General features: G+C 55.5%; 22 protein-coding genes and 1 tRNA gene. 3 read left to right on the top strand and 20 right to left on the bottom strand.

Annotation, left to right across the window (positions count from 1 at the left end; genetic code table 11):
- Positions 1–6 precede the first annotated feature (6 nt).
- From WC891_03075 to WC891_03065, 3 genes are all read left to right on the top strand, one after another.
- The gene (locus tag WC891_03075; GenBank protein MFA5866929.1) at positions 7–1212 is read left to right on the top strand and encodes an ABC transporter permease; all 1206 of its coding nucleotides are present in this window, start codon (positions 7–9) and stop codon (positions 1210–1212) included.
- Entirely contained in the window at positions 1205–2410 is a 1206-nt protein-coding gene (locus WC891_03070; GenBank protein MFA5866928.1) for an ABC transporter permease, read from the top strand. Before WC891_03075 ends, WC891_03070 begins: the two co-directional genes overlap by 8 nt.
- A gap of 104 nt (positions 2411–2514) precedes the next feature.
- Positions 2515–2591: transfer RNA gene (locus WC891_03065), tRNA-Ile, on the top strand.
- Between the two features lie 144 nt (positions 2592–2735).
- Here the strand turns inward: WC891_03065 and WC891_03060 are convergent.
- The 20 genes from WC891_03060 to WC891_02965 form a co-directional block, all read right to left on the bottom strand.
- The gene (locus WC891_03060; protein MFA5866927.1) at positions 2736–3044 is read right to left on the bottom strand and encodes a hypothetical protein; all 309 of its coding nucleotides are present in this window, start codon (positions 3042–3044) and stop codon (positions 2736–2738) included.
- 347 nt (positions 3045–3391) lie between these two features.
- The gene (locus WC891_03055; protein ID MFA5866926.1) at positions 3392–4165 is read right to left on the bottom strand and encodes a M23 family metallopeptidase; all 774 of its coding nucleotides are present in this window, start codon (positions 4163–4165) and stop codon (positions 3392–3394) included.
- Complete coding sequence (locus tag WC891_03050; GenBank protein ID MFA5866925.1) at positions 4165–4452, bottom strand: hypothetical protein; 288 nt, start codon at positions 4450–4452, stop codon at positions 4165–4167. Before WC891_03050 ends, WC891_03055 begins: the two co-directional genes overlap by 1 nt.
- A 50-nt stretch (positions 4453–4502) precedes the next feature.
- Positions 4503–5132: a hypothetical protein gene (locus WC891_03045; protein ID MFA5866924.1), complete on the bottom strand. Its 630-nt coding sequence runs from the start codon at positions 5130–5132 to the stop codon at positions 4503–4505.
- On the bottom strand, positions 5133–6710 hold the full coding sequence (locus WC891_03040; protein MFA5866923.1) for a hypothetical protein: 1578 nt from the start codon (positions 6708–6710) through the stop codon (positions 5133–5135). It abuts the gene before it with no gap.
- Positions 6711–8543, bottom strand: coding sequence for a hypothetical protein (locus WC891_03035; protein ID MFA5866922.1), 1833 nt, complete (start codon positions 8541–8543; stop codon positions 6711–6713). It abuts the gene before it with no gap.
- Positions 8536–10752 carry a phage tail tape measure protein gene (locus WC891_03030; GenBank protein ID MFA5866921.1) on the bottom strand — a complete coding sequence of 739 codons (2217 nt, stop codon included), beginning with the start codon at positions 10750–10752 and terminating at the stop codon, positions 8536–8538. The genes WC891_03035 and WC891_03030 overlap by 8 nt, the downstream gene beginning before the upstream one ends.
- A gap of 156 nt (positions 10753–10908) precedes the next feature.
- Complete coding sequence (locus WC891_03025; GenBank protein ID MFA5866920.1) at positions 10909–11337, bottom strand: hypothetical protein; 429 nt, start codon at positions 11335–11337, stop codon at positions 10909–10911.
- 13 nt (positions 11338–11350) lie between these two features.
- Positions 11351–11770 (bottom strand): radical SAM protein, encoded by a 420-nt coding sequence (locus tag WC891_03020; protein ID MFA5866919.1) that lies wholly within the window; start codon positions 11768–11770, stop codon positions 11351–11353.
- A 90-nt stretch (positions 11771–11860) separates the two neighbouring features.
- Positions 11861–12592, bottom strand: a complete 732-nt coding sequence (locus tag WC891_03015) for a hypothetical protein (protein MFA5866918.1) — start codon at positions 12590–12592, stop codon at positions 11861–11863.
- Positions 12593–12609: 17 nt separating this feature from the next.
- On the bottom strand, positions 12610–12984 hold the full coding sequence (locus WC891_03010) for a DUF3168 domain-containing protein (protein ID MFA5866917.1): 375 nt from the start codon (positions 12982–12984) through the stop codon (positions 12610–12612).
- Positions 12981–13367: an HK97-gp10 family putative phage morphogenesis protein gene (locus tag WC891_03005; GenBank protein ID MFA5866916.1), complete on the bottom strand. Its 387-nt coding sequence runs from the start codon at positions 13365–13367 to the stop codon at positions 12981–12983. Before WC891_03005 ends, WC891_03010 begins: the two co-directional genes overlap by 4 nt.
- Positions 13364–13684 carry a phage head closure protein gene (locus WC891_03000; protein ID MFA5866915.1) on the bottom strand — a complete coding sequence of 107 codons (321 nt, stop codon included), beginning with the start codon at positions 13682–13684 and terminating at the stop codon, positions 13364–13366. The genes WC891_03005 and WC891_03000 overlap by 4 nt, the downstream gene beginning before the upstream one ends.
- Positions 13681–14265, bottom strand: a complete 585-nt coding sequence (locus WC891_02995; protein ID MFA5866914.1) for a head-tail connector protein — start codon at positions 14263–14265, stop codon at positions 13681–13683. The genes WC891_03000 and WC891_02995 overlap by 4 nt, the downstream gene beginning before the upstream one ends.
- Entirely contained in the window at positions 14246–14392 is a 147-nt protein-coding gene (locus tag WC891_02990) for a hypothetical protein (protein ID MFA5866913.1), read from the bottom strand. The genes WC891_02995 and WC891_02990 overlap by 20 nt, the downstream gene beginning before the upstream one ends.
- 56 nt (positions 14393–14448) lie before the next feature.
- Positions 14449–14775 (bottom strand): hypothetical protein, encoded by a 327-nt coding sequence (locus tag WC891_02985; protein ID MFA5866912.1) that lies wholly within the window; start codon positions 14773–14775, stop codon positions 14449–14451.
- Positions 14776–14781: 6 nt separating this feature from the next.
- The gene (locus tag WC891_02980) at positions 14782–15147 is read right to left on the bottom strand and encodes a hypothetical protein (protein ID MFA5866911.1); all 366 of its coding nucleotides are present in this window, start codon (positions 15145–15147) and stop codon (positions 14782–14784) included.
- Between the two features lie 8 nt (positions 15148–15155).
- Positions 15156–15431, bottom strand: coding sequence for a hypothetical protein (locus tag WC891_02975; protein ID MFA5866910.1), 276 nt, complete (start codon positions 15429–15431; stop codon positions 15156–15158).
- A 78-nt stretch (positions 15432–15509) separates the two neighbouring features.
- On the bottom strand, positions 15510–15926 hold the full coding sequence (locus tag WC891_02970) for a hypothetical protein (protein MFA5866909.1): 417 nt from the start codon (positions 15924–15926) through the stop codon (positions 15510–15512).
- Between the two features lie 30 nt (positions 15927–15956).
- Positions 15957–17183: a phage major capsid protein gene (locus WC891_02965; protein ID MFA5866908.1), complete on the bottom strand. Its 1227-nt coding sequence runs from the start codon at positions 17181–17183 to the stop codon at positions 15957–15959.
- Positions 17184–17212: the final 29 nt, after the last annotated feature.

The raw sequence follows: 17212 nt of genomic DNA, 5'->3' as shown, positions 1-17212 counted from the left end.
CAGATAATGAAACTCTTTTCCATTGCCATCAAAGACACGAAAGTCCTTATCCGTGACTGGAAGGCTTTGGCCATCCTGCTCGCGATGCCGTTTATATTGATCAGCTTGCTCGGCATGGCCTTAGGTAGCGTTTGGGCCGGCGAGTCGGGCATCTCGAAGTTCGACGTTGGCGTGGTTAATGCGGACAAAGGAGAGCTCGCCAAGGTTTTCATCACGGACGTACTTAAGTCTCCAGACATGGCCAAGATGCTTAACGTCAGCGAGGTTTCGGAATCGGAGGCGCGCACCAAGATAGAAAGCGGCGACTTGGCGGCGGCTGTCATAATCCCGGAAGGATTCACCAAGAAGGTTATGAGCGGCCAGAACGCCACTATGGAGGTGTTCGGCGACCCCGGCCAGGAGGTTCGGGCAGGAATCATACGAAGCATCGCCAACGCTTACGCGAGCCGCCTTTCTTCCGTAATGATCGGCGCGTCCGTACCGGTCGGGGCGTTGATCCAAGCCGGCGCGGTCCCTCCCGACCGAGCCGTCGCCCTCGGCCAGGAGCTGGCTACGGAGGCCAGGAAAGCGTCGGAAAATCCTCAAATCACCGTCGCCAAAGGCTCACTGTCTCGAGAGCGCGAGCTAACCGCGATCGAGTATTATTCCGCCGGCATGAGCGTGATGTTCCTTATGTTCGGCAGTATGTACGGCGCTTTTAGCCTATTGGATGAACGGCGGCAATTCACCTTGATGCGGTTGATGTCTACGCCGACAAGCCGGTTGACGATTTTGGGAGGCAAGCTGGCCGGCATTTTCTTGATCGGCGTTCTTCAGTTTTCAGTCCTTGTTCTGATTACCAGGGTTATCTACGGCGTCAAATGGGGGCCTTTACCGGAGGTTGCGACATTAATGGCGGCGACGGTCTTGGCGACAACCGGATTGGCCATATTCATATCGACGATCGGCAAGACGCAAGGCGCCGTCGCCGGCATCTCGCAACTCATCATCCAGCCGATGGCCGTTTTGGGTGGCAGCATGATTCCCCTGATTGCCTTCCCGCCCTGGCTGCAGACGGTTAGCAAGTTCACGATAAACTACTGGGCGATTTCGGGTTTCCGCGACCTGATGCTGGGTAAAGGCTTTGAGTCGATTGTTCAGCCCGCGCTGATTCTAATAATCATCGCGGCCGTTTTTATGGCCTTGGGCGTCTGGAGGTTTACGTATGAGTAAGGCCTTCGCCGTCGCTAAGGTTTTCATGATTGAAATGGCCAGGGACCGGTCAACCTGGTTGTCTCTGATACTTCTGCCGATAGGATTGACTTTTATCATGGGCGCCGCGTTCGGCGGAAGTACGACTCAGCCCAAAGTAAAACTAGCCCTGGCCGACCTGGATAAATCGACGTATTCGGAACAATTCGTCGATAAATTCAAGGAGGAGAAATCCTTTTCGATAAAGTCGTACGAAGAGGCGCCAGCCAGAGATTTAGTAAAGACCAGCAAGGTAACGGCCGCCGTCATAATCCCGAATGCATACGGACAAACTCTTCGCGACGGTGGGAAAACCAAAATCGAAGTAATCAGTGTCGCGGGAGACACGAACGGCCCGGCGTTGCAAGAGATCATCGGCGGTTTGGCCAACCGTTATAATACCGACAGCGCGGCGGCCTCACTTACGGTTAAACAGCTCGACAATTACGGCCGGCTTGCGCCGGGTTCGGCCGATAAGACCTGGGGAGAGGTGTTCACCGAAGCCGATAAGAAATGGGATCCCCCTCCGGTCGAAGTCGTCGCCAAAGAACTTAAGGCGTCGGGAGTGCGCGGTAAGAAAACCCTGGGTTTCGGGTTTCGCCAGGCGTCGCTCGGTTTTGCCGTGACGTTCCTACTCTTCTTGCTCGTGGAAGGCGGTGCTTCGATTCTGGAAGAACGGCACAAGAACACGCTCTACAGGCTATTATCCACGCCGACCGGCAAATATACGATTCTTGGCGGCAAGATAACTGGAATATATTTGTCGGGGGTTATTCAAGCGACGATACTCATCGCCGCGGGCGTTTTTCTGTTCGGGGTCAACTGGGGCAGAGAGCCCCTGCCGTTGATCGCGCTGATGGCCGTCTACTTGCTCTGCGGCGCCGCGCTAGGCGTTTTCATAGCCTCAATCGTCAGGACAAATGCGCAACTGCAGAGCATCGCGCCGATCTTGATCATAAGCATGGCCATGGTCGGCGGCTGCTATTGGCCGGTCGAGATTACGCCTCCGTTTATGCAAACCGCCGCGAAGTTGCTTCCGACGGGTTGGGTCATGCAAGGCTTGGTTGATTTGATTATCCGCGGCCATAGTTGGGACGCGGTCCTTCTACCCATTGCCGTTCTGCTCGGTTTTACCGCTGTGTTTCTCTCTCTCGGAGCCTGGCGCCTGAAGTTCGAATAACAGAAATAAAGAAATCTCCCTCCCTTGAGGGGAGGGAACATAGGGAGGGTGCCGCTTGCAAGATAGGCCTAATCCCCACTCCATATGCTATAATCTTGCCTTGCGGGCCCATAGCTCAGTTGGCTAGAGCGCACCCCTGATAAGGGTGAGGTCGGTGGTTCGAGTCCACCTGGGCCCACCACTTCAGAGGCCATAAAGTAAGATAGAGGCCTCGATGAAGCCACTAACTTAAGTGCAATGTAAATGCAAGGCGGCCTCAAAACGCAAAAAGCGCCCGCCGCTGGCCGAAACCAAAGACGGGCGCGATTCGTTGATAATCTATGTTCTATCCGGGCGGTTTGATAAACGACGTCGGCACATTGAGCCAGGAATCGACGGCATTCTTAAAATACATTTTGTAGACCGCTTGCGAGGCGGTTAGAACAATAACGATCGTCTGCACGATAGTCCCGACATCAGGATGTGCCAGGCTCAAGGATCCGGCGAAGTACACGGTCCCCAAACCAGCTAGAACACACGCGACGAGTGTCACGCCGAAGTTGGCCCATTTCGACCAGCCGGCCTGATTGAGGAACACGATCACGTAGGGCAACACAAAGCCCACGATGAACGCCCATGCTTGTACATTGGTCATGGTTTTACCTCCTTTTCAGATGAGACTTATCGCCCCATTTTCCTTTCTGTGACCAGGGACGTTTTCTTAATTCTGGACATCCTCTCGTCACTGTACAGTACGGAATTGCCTTATCGTCACCTATCCTTTGGTCGTGTTTTTTGCAATGGTAGACCATAGGCCTCGTCCTCCGGGTCGACGGTCGTTAAATGGAATGTGCGTTGCTGGTTGTTGAGCTCCATACATTTGACGCAATAGTAAGTCTTGACGCGGGAATCTCTAGGGCTTACCTCGCGGAACAGTTTCGAGCCGCAAGCGGGGCAAGTGATGATAATGACATCGATCTCGCCCTCGCTTTCCATGAGGGTTTAAACCCCGAGTTTTTTAATGATGAGTGAGAGCACATCCGGCGCCACTTGCGGGGCGACGAGTTTTGCGATAGCCGCCGTGTCTACCGTGCCGGGACTTGCCGCGGCCTCGGCGATGAGTTTCGCCAAGTTCTTATCCTGCTGAACCAAGCCACCGAGGAAATTGTGAATATCGTTGATTGTCTGCCGGATGCTCCTGTAAGAGCCATCGGGGTTCCTTGGCATCTCGAGGTTCGGTTCGTCGAGGAACTTGTCGACTTCCTCCCGCGCTAACGCTCGGATTGTTGCTTCGCCAATAGGCATGTCTCCTCCTCCTCCTCCTCCTCCTCCTCCTATATTTGCCAATATCTCTGCGGCCATCAGCGACCGCCCATTTATAAACCGTTCCGCATGGTCGTGCGGATTGTTCAGCTTTCCGGACACCTGGCCGATTATCTGACCGGCGGTAACTGTGTCGCCCTGGTTCACCGTAAGATTCATAAGATGCGCGTCGACCGTCTCGCCTTCGTCTCCGGCGATGATGATATACATAGTCCCGTAGCGGTCGATGCCAATGCTTGAGACGACGCCGGATATGGCGGATTGAATGAATGTACCAGCCGGAACATAAACGTCTAGCGCGTCCCCGCCTTTGATATAGACCTCGTGGCCCCGCCTGTCCTCGATTGGCCCATAAGAATAGCCGTCACCGTGGTCGGAACGGCCATTACTGTCGAAGCCGTTGACCTCTGCGAGATATCGAGCGTCTACCGCTACGGTGACTGGCGGGTACATCAGGCCACCCTGCTCATCTTGCGCTCCAACTTATCTATGCAGGTCGCGAGTTTGCTTACCTTGTCCGTCATCTCCCGCGTGACGGCCAACTGCTCTGCCATGAACGCCTTGAACTCGGTGACCTGTGTGGCGTTGGTCGCCTGCAGAACGGCATTCTGTTTCTGCGCTATGTCCACCTGTTCCTGCAACCGCCCCTCGCGCTTGATGCTCGCGTTGACGAGTATCCAACAGATGACAGCCAGGACGCCGGCACTACCTAGATTTGCTATCGTTGCGAATTCTGCCATCCGATGCCTCCCTTATGCGTCGGTCGTTATGACCATCCCGACTATTGTTATTACGCCGCCCTGAAAGTTATGCCACTTAACGAAAACCAGGTATTCCCCATCCCTGACTGCGGGACAACGGCACCTGTGGTATAAATCCTGACCTCACCGTAGCCGACTGTCGCGCCAGTATCAGACACTCCCATTAAAATCTCGTCATAGGCCGGCCTGCAACCAGCAGGTAGAGTGAGGGCGGCCTGGCCAAGAGTCCCGGCTTTTAGCAATCCCCTAAGGTAAACTCTCTCGAAACCATCTTTATAAAACCCTGCGGGAGCAAACCCACCACCATAATTAACCCAGAGGTTTGTAAGTGTCGGGGCTATCCAGGCTTCAGTGGCCAACACCGCAAGATAGACGACCCCGCCTAAGGTTATCGCGTCCGCACCCGTGACGACCCTGGCTATGCGGATATGGTTCGCAGCAAGCGACGGCGCAGCCGCATTGTTGACGACCTCGTTGTAGTCGATGACCGAATCAGTCCCGACATCGACATAGATGTCTTTGCTCGCGGTAAAGACTTTATCGCGGACGACCGCCGTATCGTAGCCCGTGCCGCCGATGACGACCCGGCCCGCTTCGATGTGGGCTTTCAGCCCGCCCAGCGGCGTTATCGTAAGACCCTTATGGATATAATCAGCCATCTACAACAACCACCACGGCCACCCCTGTTTCTCTTGCCACGGGTCCGGCGCGACAGGCGCGAACCCCATGCCTAATCGCGGCGGAGTATCTAGTGAGAGTTTTACACGTCGATTCACATAGTCGTATTCAGCGAACACGATACGGAACGTCGTCTTCCCATCCAGCACGCTTGTCGCGGTCGGTTCGGGTATGTCCAGATCGGTTATCCTGATGTTCCTACCGACCTCGATTCTCGAGAACGGCACCCAGTTGTTGTTCGCGTCTCGCACCCCGGGGACGCTGATATCTCCCATGAAGCGGGGTCTGTTGTGATTGGCCAGGAACGTCGCTAAGTCGGTCGCGACCTCGCTGGCCAGGTGAGAGGAGCTGGATATCATGCCCGCCCGGGTCGTTGAGTGCGTATCCAGGTCGGGCTGTGCCTGCGTCGCCTTGGCGTAGACCTTGCCGAAAAGTGGATGCTCGAAGGAGCAGTAGGCTTTATTGTACGTCTGCTCCGAGCTCTCGCCGGTGTCGCTTATTTCAGCCTCGGCGGTCGTGATGTTGTAATGGACCGTCAACTGGTCATGCAGCGCGACTTCCAACATCTTATCTTTCCATATACCGATGTTCCACATGCCCTTGTCCAGCCCGATAGTCTCCAGGATCATATCCTGGGCGTACTTCGGGTCGTCGAAGACGAGGTTGTTCACCACGCGGGTTATGTTCGCGATCTTCGAGTAGTCGGTCGACCATTTCGGGCACAGCGCCAGAAGGTTCGAGATGACGTTGGAGACTGTTGTCGTCGCACCCGTAGTCAGGCCGCATACCTTGACGTTCTTGATGAGCCCGTACCATTCGCCCGTTGGATACGGGTACAAGAACGAGCCACTGTGGACAAAGAACTCCACCCAGATCTGGCGCGTGTGATCCGGCAGGGCGACCGTGGCCGACCCCGACGAGGACCCGTAGACGTTGTTACGCCAGACCTCCGTCGAGAAATAACCGGGGCGGAGAGCGATCAGACGGAGTGTCACCCGTGCGTTGTCGTAATTAGTCACGTAGTCGAACGAGATGGACCGCGGCCATTCCTCTGAAGGGAACGTGTCGCTGTAGTAATATTTCGGCATCTGATAGCGGTATGACCGGGCTGACAGGTTCGGAGGTGTGACACCGCCGTTCAGCCATATCTTCAGCATCGGGTCGTCGTCGTCGCCCTTGTCGACCCCGAAATAGTCCGACGCATAGCCGGTGTCCTCCCAGTGCTCGAGATCCGCGTCGAGGTATCGCTTCGGCGCCATCTCGTCTTTCGCGTGCGCCCACCAGCCGAGCGCGTTCACCGTGATGTTCCTGTTCTCGGCCGATGATGTCCGGGGCACGCCCTCTATCCGGCCCTCCCAGACGGAATCGGCTCCCTCGGATATCTTGAGCTCCTGGAACAGGCGGGCATCATCACGTCTCGCAAGTTTGGCGATAGGTAGGTCGGCCGTGACGGTCAGGCAGCCGCCGGGGACGCCCTTGCTGAAATTCAGGGTCGATATCTCTTCCTCCCAGCGATATACCCGCCCATCTATGCCTGTGACCTGGACAGACAGGGCCACCTAGATCACGCCCTTGAATCCGACAAAGCGCCGGGCCACTTTGATCATCACGTCGATCCCATGTACGGCGGTCTCGGCGGCGTAGCTCTGGATGATGACGTGGGCATCCTGCTGCCCCATATCGGGGAAGTTCCCGACGACGATGGGTTTGGCCGTGCCGTCGTTCATGCCGAGATTGCTCACGTCGTATGCCTTGGCGGTCTGAGAATCGATCAGTACGGCCCGCCCGGCGGCGACCAGGACATGCGCGGCTTCGAGGTATGAGCGGTCATCCGGCATCAGAAGCAAGTAATCCGTATAAAAGGTGCCCGCCGCCCCTAACGCGCTGCCTTTGGCCTCGAGGCACAGGTAGTAGTCATCCCACATCTTGTCGGTGACCGGGCCCTCCGGGGTCGGCAGGCCCACCTGGCCGAGATAGACGATCTGCCATTCGTTCGTGTTCGCCAGCAGTTTCCCCGCCGAGCTGGGTAGATAGTTCGACGCGTCGAGATTATAATGATGCTGCAATCTCACGGTCACGCCGTCCGGGTCCGTGTCGGCGGACCTGAGACGGGCATATACATGATAGACGCTTTTCAGCGTCTCGAGCCCGAAACGGTCGGAGACATAATCCGGGTTCGCGTCGAAGACGGTGACGAACCCGGTGTTAGGCACGACAGTGTCCCCGAACACGCCGTAGCCGACCTTGTCGTCGCTATGGCAGGTGACATCGGTTACGACCCCGCTTGAGGTCATGCTCTTGTTCAGGACTCCTTGAAAAGCATCGTTGAAAACAGACCTTGTCCCGACCTTCCAGACGCTGCCCTGCCCGGTCCTTGGTTTTATCCATATACGGACCAAGGGGAATGAGTCACCGTCCCCGGTCAGGTCCTTAAGATTGATCTGCGCCGGCGAGTCGTCGAAGCGCCAGTAGTTCTGGGTCAGATTGATGAGTTTTACCCGGTCGAAATAGGCGGTGCCACTGGCATTGGTCGGGTTGGGCTCCATGCCCCAGCGCACATCCACGACCGTAGCCCCGGTCGGGACTACGACATCGACCGAGTATTGAGTCCAGTCGGCCACGTTGGCCGTGATGTTCGCGGCGTAGGCACGCGTCGCACCAGGGTTGTCGAAAAGGACATAGAGGACGACCTTGATGTTCGAGAGTCCGTTCGTATGGATCCACCCGGAGAGTCGGAGCGTGTCACCGACGGCAAAATTATTCGTGGCGGGGATCTGTATCTGCGGCTGCATCCCGTTCTCGGCGGTCTGCGCGACCCAGGTCATCTTCATGCAATAATCCCCGTATTTCGCCCCGCTCGTCTGGATCCTCTCCGAGGGGTTGCCTGCACCGTAACTGCTCCAGCCGAACGGAGCAAACCCATATCCGGCCTCGAAGTCGCCTAGTACTACGAGATCGGGGTGGAGGGTCTCCCAGGAATCGGGGATCTGCCAGAACGGTTCGGTCTCGAGAACCAAGTCCATCTTAGTTAGGTTCGCCTTGACAAAGAAATAATCGTATCGAGTCATCGAGGTCGAAGAACCATAGACAGTCGTCTGGTAGCTGTCCGTTGCCCCTTGCGGGCGGAAGTATAATGTCGTCGTCTCTTTTTCAAGCTCAATGAGGATCGAGCGGATGAGAGTCAGTAGTGCCGTGGAACTATTGGCGGAGAGGATGAGCTTGATTTGTCGGACGGCATTGTCGTAAGACCAACTCACGACCTTACTTCCGGGCGCGTCGATGTATTTAAAACGGTTGACGACTTTTGGCGGTTCCGGGAATGAGATACCGTTATCAGCGTCGATAAAAGGGGTCAGGTCGATGGCTCCGAGTTTCAGATATTGGTTAGCCACGGTAACCCACCCGCCTTAAGAGGTCGGCCCGCTGTACCTGTTTTTGCAAGACCACCCGCCCATCGACTTCAAGAGATATGTCTACAGGGAATGTCTCACGAGTGATCTCGCGGTCAGTCCGAATAGTCGAGGTCCCGCCAGCATATGCCGGAGTCGGGAAGTTCAAGTCTACAAAGCGCGTTGTCATGTCCGCCTTGAAGCCCTCGAGAAGATTGCCGCTGTTCTTGATCATATCGATGAGTGCATACTCGATCTTGGTCTTTGGTGAGCCATAGAGGCCGCTCTTAAAACCCTCCCAAAACGAGCTAGCGACATCTTTAGCTAAATCCCACAAAGCCGAACCCCAGCCAGAAATGGTATCCACAATCCCGCTCCAAATGCCGCTTATCTTGTCGGGTAGAGAGGAGATAAAGCTCATAAACCCTTCGACGAGCTGGCTACCGGCATCTCTTGCCATACCAGGAAGCTGGTTTATAAAATCGCTGAACTGGCCCGGTAGATTTCTGACTATATTTATCGCGCCGGCCACGAACTCTGTGAATTTCTCTATGATGAATCTTACGAGGTTACCGAGAGCTTCGCCGATCAGCCCTGGCAGGCTATTCATGATCTCACTGAAATGTGTACAGAAATATGTGACCTGAGCAATGACCCAGGTGACCGCTTCGACGATCTTCGCAAACACCACGACGATCGCTATGATGGCGGCGATACCGATCGCTATGGGAGCTACCAGTCCGATACCGATGGCAATCGCAATGGCTTTCAGGACCGGCAACAATGGCTTCAATGCCGGTTGTAGGTCATGCCAGGCTTTTTTCAGATTGTCCAGGGCCGCCAACAGACTTCCCTTTATCACAGCCCATACCTGCTGGAGTACCGGCAGGACATACGTCTTGAACATGTCGATGACCGGCTTTAACGCTTCCTTGACCTTGTCCCAGTTCTTGTAAAGGAGAACACCCACTGCGACCAAAGCAGCAATCGCTAGAATGACCCAACCGATTGGACCCGACAGGGCCCCGATAATAGTCGATAGAACACTGACTCCACCAGCTACCTTGCCGATTATCACAAGAAGCGGCCCAAAAGCAGCCACCGCTCCGAGGATTGCCAGGATAGTGTTCTGTGTCTTCGGACTCATCTTGGAGAACGCATCGATGATACCCTCTAGCCCTTTAGCCGCCTTCTCGAGCTTCGGTGCGAGAGACGCCAGCACATCCATAAGCTTCTTCCCGATCGGTTCTAAGGCCACCTCTGCCTTATGTTTAAGGATTGCGAACTTCTCGCCGAAATCGAAGGTCGCCCAGGCCGCTTTGTTTATCGTATCCGGGCTGGCGGCTATGCTTTTAATCAGGTCGTCGGTCGCAAACCGCCCCTCGCGGATGGCCGCCGCCATGTCCGGCCCGGCGCGCATCCCGAATATCTTCATGGCGATACCCGTAGCCTCGGCGGGGGTCGCGGCATCCTTGATGGCCTGCGTATATTTTTTCATGCCCTCTTGCGCGTCTATACCCTCTCTAGCAAACGTCTTCAATGCGAATTTCATACCGGTCAGCACCGTCGATACATTGACGCCCTCTTTCTCCCATTTGCCGAGCATCGCCGTGGACTGCTCTATGGTGAACCCAAGCTGGCGCAAAGGCGCACCGAACTGCACGACCGTCTCGGCAAGAGAGGCCACGCCGATGCCGGTCTGCTGGCTGGTCTTATAGAGCATGTCAAGGGTCTTGGATTGGTCTTCGGTAGCGATTGACCAGTCACCGAACAGGCGGGTCGTCAACGGGATGAGTGTGTTCACGTCAGTCCCGGTGATAGTAGCCAGGTTCAGCATCTGTGTCGCCATGCCTTCGAGTGCGGTGCCGGTCAGTCCCGTCCGGACACTTAAGTCCCCTATGGCGCGACCTACCGCCTCGGCCTCATTAGGCACGCCCTTGAAGACAGTCTTGAAAGAGTCCTCCAATTTCTTCAGGTCGTTCCCGGTCGCGCCGGTGGCTATGCGGATTATGTCGTTGGCTTTGTCGATATCGACAGCAGAGGCAAGAGCTACCGCTCCGACCGCTATTAGAGGCACTGTGAAAAGCTTGGTCATGGTACCGCCGGCGGTCGCAAAACCCGCGCTGACGGCCTTCGTCGTCGAGGCGACGCTAGCCATCTGGGTTTGAAATGCCGATGAATCTGCTGCTATCCTCACAATTAGCGTAGCCAACGTGGCGATTTTAAGTCACTTATCCTCTCGCGTTCCGTTCAGCTTCCATTTTCAGGCGTGCGTCCTGTTCGGCATCTTCCCTTAATTCATCTTCGAGCTTGAGATACGCTATCCATTCCGTGAGTTCACGGCTGCTTATGCGACCAAGAAGCTCCGCTACTGTGCATCCGATTTCTTTGGCGAGTCGGAAATAGAAGATACGTTCTGGTCGCTCTCGGAGTTTTTTGTCAGTTCCTCGATATCCTCTTCCGATATCCCTGAGAGTTTTTGCGCTATATTGAATACGCGCTGGACGGGACGAGCACTCTTTGCCCCTAATGCGACGATGTCGTTATCGGAGAACAAGCGATTCCCCGCTTCGTCTACTACCGAGAGAGAGACGAGTTTCGCGCGAAGATTCTCTATGTTCTTCTTTGTCACGTTGCATTTGTTGTCCAGGATTGTCGCCTCGAAAGCATCCCGCTCCGTACCGGAAAGCCCGCGTACCCTGACCTTCCCGCCCCATTCGGGGATAATAACTTCCTCGATCTGAATGTCATCAGCCGCCAGGATATCCTCACGGGTGAGATATTTCACCTTTGCCATATTCACTCACTCCTTAAGTGGTTGCCCGGACGACATCGCCGCTTGAAATCTCGAAATCAATCTTGACATCGGCTATACTGCCGACCGCGCCCGAAATCGGGTTGTAATTCTTGACGAACACGGTCTGCGTGTAGCTCGGGTTGGTCGCAGAGACCGCTGCGCTGGTCGGTTTGATGACCAGCACAAAGGACGTACCAGCGTTGTAGAGCGGCCATATAGTCGCATCTACTTTGGCCGTGGCGAAATCCTGCAGGAACGTGAGGGAGACTTTCGCGTCCTTGAGCCCGGGGATGGACTTCTTGGTACTACTGCCCATCGCGGTAGCGTCTTGCGCCGCTACCTCGTAAGGTGTCTCCACCTGCTTTACGTGGTCACTTAAGTCCACGCCGTTGAGGACTACGCTCGCGTCTTTTAGTACGAATGGACTTGGCATTTCCTTACCTCCTCATCTCGTTTTTGTGTAATAAAAAAGACACCATCAGGTGCCTTTGGCTTGTATTCTTTTGTCCTGTTCTATTTCGGGCTACTGGATACCGACGGTGATTAACACAGTAAAGCTCGGAGTCGTGCCGGCGATGGTGCATTTTGCTCTAAACCAGGTGTCCGTAATCGGCCCGACTACAGCCGCCAACATCTCGGCGCTTATTGCTGTTACCTGCGTGAATGTTGCCCGTGTTATCGGTGTCGTAAATGCCTCCGCGTCATCGGATTCGATAACCACATTCAGCGTCGGAGTTGTCCCGGATACCGCCGTGACGTGCATCGCACAATAAAGCTTTTGGCTTGCCGATACCGCTCCAAGATTCCGGGCCGTACCGTTCCCGGTGACTGTCTTGGCTCCGGTCTCCATAACAGTCGCCCGGACCAGGTCGTCGCCTTTACCGGCCACCTTGAAGTTGAACATCTCACCGACCGATGCACCCGGAGCATATTGAGCCTGGAGCGTCTTCATGACGAAAGCCGGGTCTCCCTGCGCACCGTCCGTCGGGCAGACGGTCATGACCTGGTCGGCCAGACCCATCTTGTCCCACAAAATGTGGTCTATCAGGTCTGGGTTGTCGCCTGCCTGCCAGAATCCCTCGTGCGAGAAACCGTTCTCGAACAGGCCCGGCTCACTGATCTTCGTCGAGAGAGTGAAAACCGTCTTGTCTTTTGCATCACGGCCCGACGAAACGGCCATCTTGCTCATGTCGCCGCTCAGGTTGAATCCGCCGACATAAAGCTTACAATTCTTTAGGACGTATGGTGAACCCATACTTAACTAACCTCCTCTCAGATATGCCAAATAATAAAATCAACCGGGATATGGTAGAGTTTCGTATCCGGCTCGTATAGATCAGCCTTATTCTCATAGAACGCCCGCTGGATAGTCGCATCCGTGTAGTCTCTGAGGGCTGCAAGTATCTGTGTCTCAACCGTTTTGGCACTCGCGTAGCTAGACCCGCGTGCCGACACCTGAAAGCGCGGAGATTCTAATGAGGGATCGGTGCTCATCGCATGGACAACCCTGGTAGATATCCGCTGGTAGATGACGAATGGGGCTGCTACGCCCTCGGGTGCGACGAGCGGATAGATGCGCGCAGCCACCAACGCGATCAGACCGGCGTGTGTGGATAAACGAGTAAAAAGTGTCTCTTCGATGCTCATGAACCTTCACCTATGCCGTCTATCTTGCTTTTAAGCGTGGTCTTGACGGCCTCCGCGACCTTATCCTCGTTTTCGTCGATGGCCGGGCGCATGAAAGGCTTGGCCCCCATCTTCGACGTGCCGAACTCGACGAACTGGCCGTAGAATTCTTTTTTGTCTGGCGCTACATCGACCTCGACGAGCGTTTCCGTCTTTTTCGAGACTTCTGTGTGGATACTGTCTTTCAACCTTCTTGTCCGTTCTTGTACACGTCCCTTAGCCCCCGCCTCGACGACATCGGCGCCTGCTTGAGCGGCCTCTTCTAAGTCGTCACCCTGAACAGCTTTCGCGATATCCGCCAGCTGAGCAAGCAGCTTCTCTTCGCCTATCACCTGGGTGCTCATTTGACGACCTCCGCGCACATCAGTTCCATCTCGCGGTTCCGCTCCTCGCGGTCGATGATACTAAGGATGTCGAATGTCCGGCTTCCGAAAAGGACTTTCATGTCAGGAGTGATGCCCGCCGTATAACGGATTCTTATGCGGTGCGTTATCTCGGCATTCAGCTTCGCGGAATCGAAATACTCCCGTCCGCTTATCGGCTCGATCGAAGTCCAGACTGTAGCGAATGTAGATAGCGTCTCGACCGAAGCCCCGTAGGCGTCTTGTGATAAGAGCACTTGCTGGATGACGATTTTATGACGTAGTTGCCCTGCTCTCACGACGGTATCCTATAGGGCGCCAGTAGATTCCTGGCCGAGAATGGGATCTTGCTGACTATCGTCCCGACCGCAAAGAGTTCTCTCGCCTCGTAGAAATGGGCGACCATGATCTTGATGGCCAGCTCGATCTCTTCCGGGACGGCAGTAGCAGCAACACCGTATCCGGCCACGTATCGTATGGTGATCGGATTGACCGGATAGAGCGATGTGCTCGGCCAGCTCTTGCCATAAGCAAGTACGACCCGCCCGGGTTCCGTAAGTATATCAGCGATATATTCGGTGGCAGCCAGAGTCGTTTCGACACCGGCGGTGTCTTTGTATTTGACAGACGTGACGCTCTGCAACCTCGGATATGGCAGAAGGAGTTCATCGTCGAAATCGTCGAAATATGCTTCCCATGTCTGAGTGATAAGAGCGCGGCGGATCGCGGTCGTCTCGACGTAGCTTCTCACGCTAGAGATCAGGCTGGAAATATAAGTATCATCGTCAGTCGTAGTGACTCGCAGATGTGCTTTAGCTTCTATCAGCGTGACCGGCTCGATCGTCGGCGCGGTGATAAGCCTACTTGCCGTCGGCTTCATTATCCTCGTCCAGATATTTTGCGGCCTTCGCCTTGACCAGGACAGCCGCTCGTTTATCATCGACCTCGACTATCTGACCCTTTCGATAATTACCGTTCGGGCCGGTAGTCAGCATTTTAATCCGCATATCGCCTCCAAAAGGAAAGGGGCCTTAGGCCCCCTCCCGATTACCTCTGCACTTGTTTATTCGCCCTCAGCGTCTTCCGGCTCGGCTGGTTCCTCTACCGATTCGGCTTCCATGTCGCTCAAAACCTCTAGTGCCTTGCGCTTGCCATGCACTTTCTCGCCGTTAGGCAGCTTGTAGTAGCCGCCCCGCATCTTCTCCAGCTTGTCGAGCAGGTCCTGGTTCTCTGGCGCCGATACCGTTGCGGTCTCGACTACCTTGTTCAGAGCTTCGGCGTAGCCGCCATCTATAAGCGACTGGCCTTCAGCTCCTGTGACATCTATCACAGAACCAGCCGGTCTGACACCGTCCGGCCCGGCAGCCAATGTCCTCATTTTTACTTTCACTTCACATCATCCTTTCAGGATTGCGCGATAAGTCACAACGCCGTGGGTATCAGCGACATTACTCGCGATCTTCGCCCTATAGTAGGAATACGGAGCCTGTGCTACCGCGTAAGTTCCCGCGGCGCCGACCGCCACTACCGCTTCGGCCTGAACAACGACCTCATCAGAAAAGTTGGACGCATTAGCGCCGTAGACCGTCCACTTGATGGTGTTGGTCGCGACCAAGACAGTCATAGCGACCGATCTCCACATCCTGGCGTCAACATCGCCACCAGTGATCGCGGCATAAGCATTCGCGCTTGTTTGGGCGGCTGGCTCGACGATATCGACTGCGACCTGTCGGTGCTGACTAGCTATTATCTGGACTGTCATGATGACTCCTAACTCGACGCTAAGATGCCGGCGCCCTCAAGAGCAGCCAGGATAAAGTTGATGTTCGTTCCCAGAGCATTGAGAGCCGCTTCGACCTCAGTATCGCTGAAGGTCACATTAAGAGCGTGAGCCACACTCGCATCCGCAACATGAGATGCTTGAGTCCCCGAGTTCGGGACGACCTTACCGCCGGTCTCGACCTTAAGCTCGCCGCCGCTGGCGATGACCTGCCTGTCTCCGTTGTTGGTGCGGTAGACTTTCGGTTGATATGTTGGATCCGCCATTTTTATTACCTCCCGTTGGTTGCAGCGAAGGCGAGGTTATGGCAAACCCCGCCCCCGCCTAGCTCATTTGAGCACGGACTATGACTGACTCGTGATAGGAGCCTTCCTCGGCTCGGACAGAACAGCGACCGCCGAATGTAGCCACGCGCCGGTGTTAGTAGCCGGGGTGATCGTCAGCCGGACGTACCGCTTGTTGCCCTTGTAGCCGATCTTGCGGACACCGTCATCGTCTGCAAACGTAAAACCGGCTCCGGCTTCTGTGCCGAGCAGGTATGCATCCGCGACCGCGCCATCGGTGACACCCGTTGTCGCCCCATCTTCGATGAGCACTGTAAACGTCGCGTCGACATCAGCCAGTGAACCGAGAGCAATAACAAACTCAAGCCCGTCATACCCGGCCCGGTCGATAACCTGACTAACAGATGCCGTGTCATTGGCACCACCGGATACGGGGCTGATAGCCCTTAGGATTTTTACATTGTCGTGAAGTTCCATCTTCTTTTCCCTCCTTTAGGGGGTGTTCGTTTATGCCAGCTTGACGCGGGCAAATGCCTCGGCCAGAACCGGCATACCGTCACCCTCGTAACGAGCGATGAAGCCGACCTGGTTGGCTTCGGCGTAGAGCTCGATCAGACGCTGAATCTGCATGTTCAGAGCATCGACGATCCAGTAGTTAGAGAAGTCGCCGAACAGTCCGACATACAGACCGGTCGTGAACGTGTTAGGCGCGTATTCGCTCATGACATACGGACGTCCCAGGATCACGTCAGGCTGGGCGTTCTGAAGCCCCGGCTGCCAGATATAAGCTCCGTCTCCGTCCTTGAGCTTCGTGATCTGCTTGACCGCGTCAGGATGGAACAGCCAGGTCGCTTTCGGATGATAGGCCGCCTTGACCTTGAATTTGGCCTCGATCAGCCCGTCCGCCTGAATCGAAGTCGCCGTATTGCCTGTAGAAACGTCACGAGCGGTCGTGATGCCGTCAGCCGATGCTGTGAACAGACCCAAAGGCTGACTGACGCCAGTCCCGGTCATGAACGCTTTCTCCTGGGTGATACCGACCTTATAGGCGATCCGGTCTCTTACGATATTCTCGACCGGCAGTGCAGCTACGTTAAGCAGCCTGTTGCTGATCTTGATGCGCTTGGCCATCGGATGCGGCTTGAGTTCCCGCTTACCGAAAGACATCGTGGAGTCCTCAGACCCCGTTGCGAGCTCTGTCGTCCAGTCCGCGTCAGCCGGATCGGCATCCAATGTAGGGACGCCCAGGCTCTCAGCATTTGCGAGCGGATAGACCGTCGCCAGAGAGCGAACCTGCACTGCATCGTCGACCGCCTTGATCAGCGTGGTCATGAACTGTTGCGGTGTGACGATATATCCACCCGCCGGGTCGGAACCGGCCTCTAACGCCCGACGTTCGTCGGAACTTAGTACCGGGAGGCCGCCACGGAAGAAACCGCGCAAGGCTTTCGCCCGCATCTCGACCTCACCTTTACCGTCAGCATCCCGACCCTCCGGGTCTGGCTTCACGGCGGGTTGCCTGTCATCGATGCCTTCGATGCTACGCTCGGCATCTGCAAGTTTCTCTTCCTGGTCGATCTTGGCACGCATAGTACCCACGTCGGCCATGATCTTGTCGTAGCTGCCGGTTTCCTCAGCGGTCAGTTCCCGCTTCTCTGTCTCGGCCAAGTCGAGTAGTTTCCTAGCCTCGATTACGAGACCGGCGCGCTTCCGTCTTAATTCTTTTACGTCCATCGTTCCTCCTTATTGTTTGTCTTTCATGA

It is taken from the genome of Actinomycetota bacterium (genome assembly GCA_041658625.1).
Lineage (GTDB): Bacteria > Actinomycetota > JAHEXW01 > JAHEXW01 > JAHEXW01 > JBAZZW01.
The sequence above is the reverse complement of the archived record's forward strand: the minus strand, read 5'-3'. Positions and strand labels throughout refer to the sequence as shown.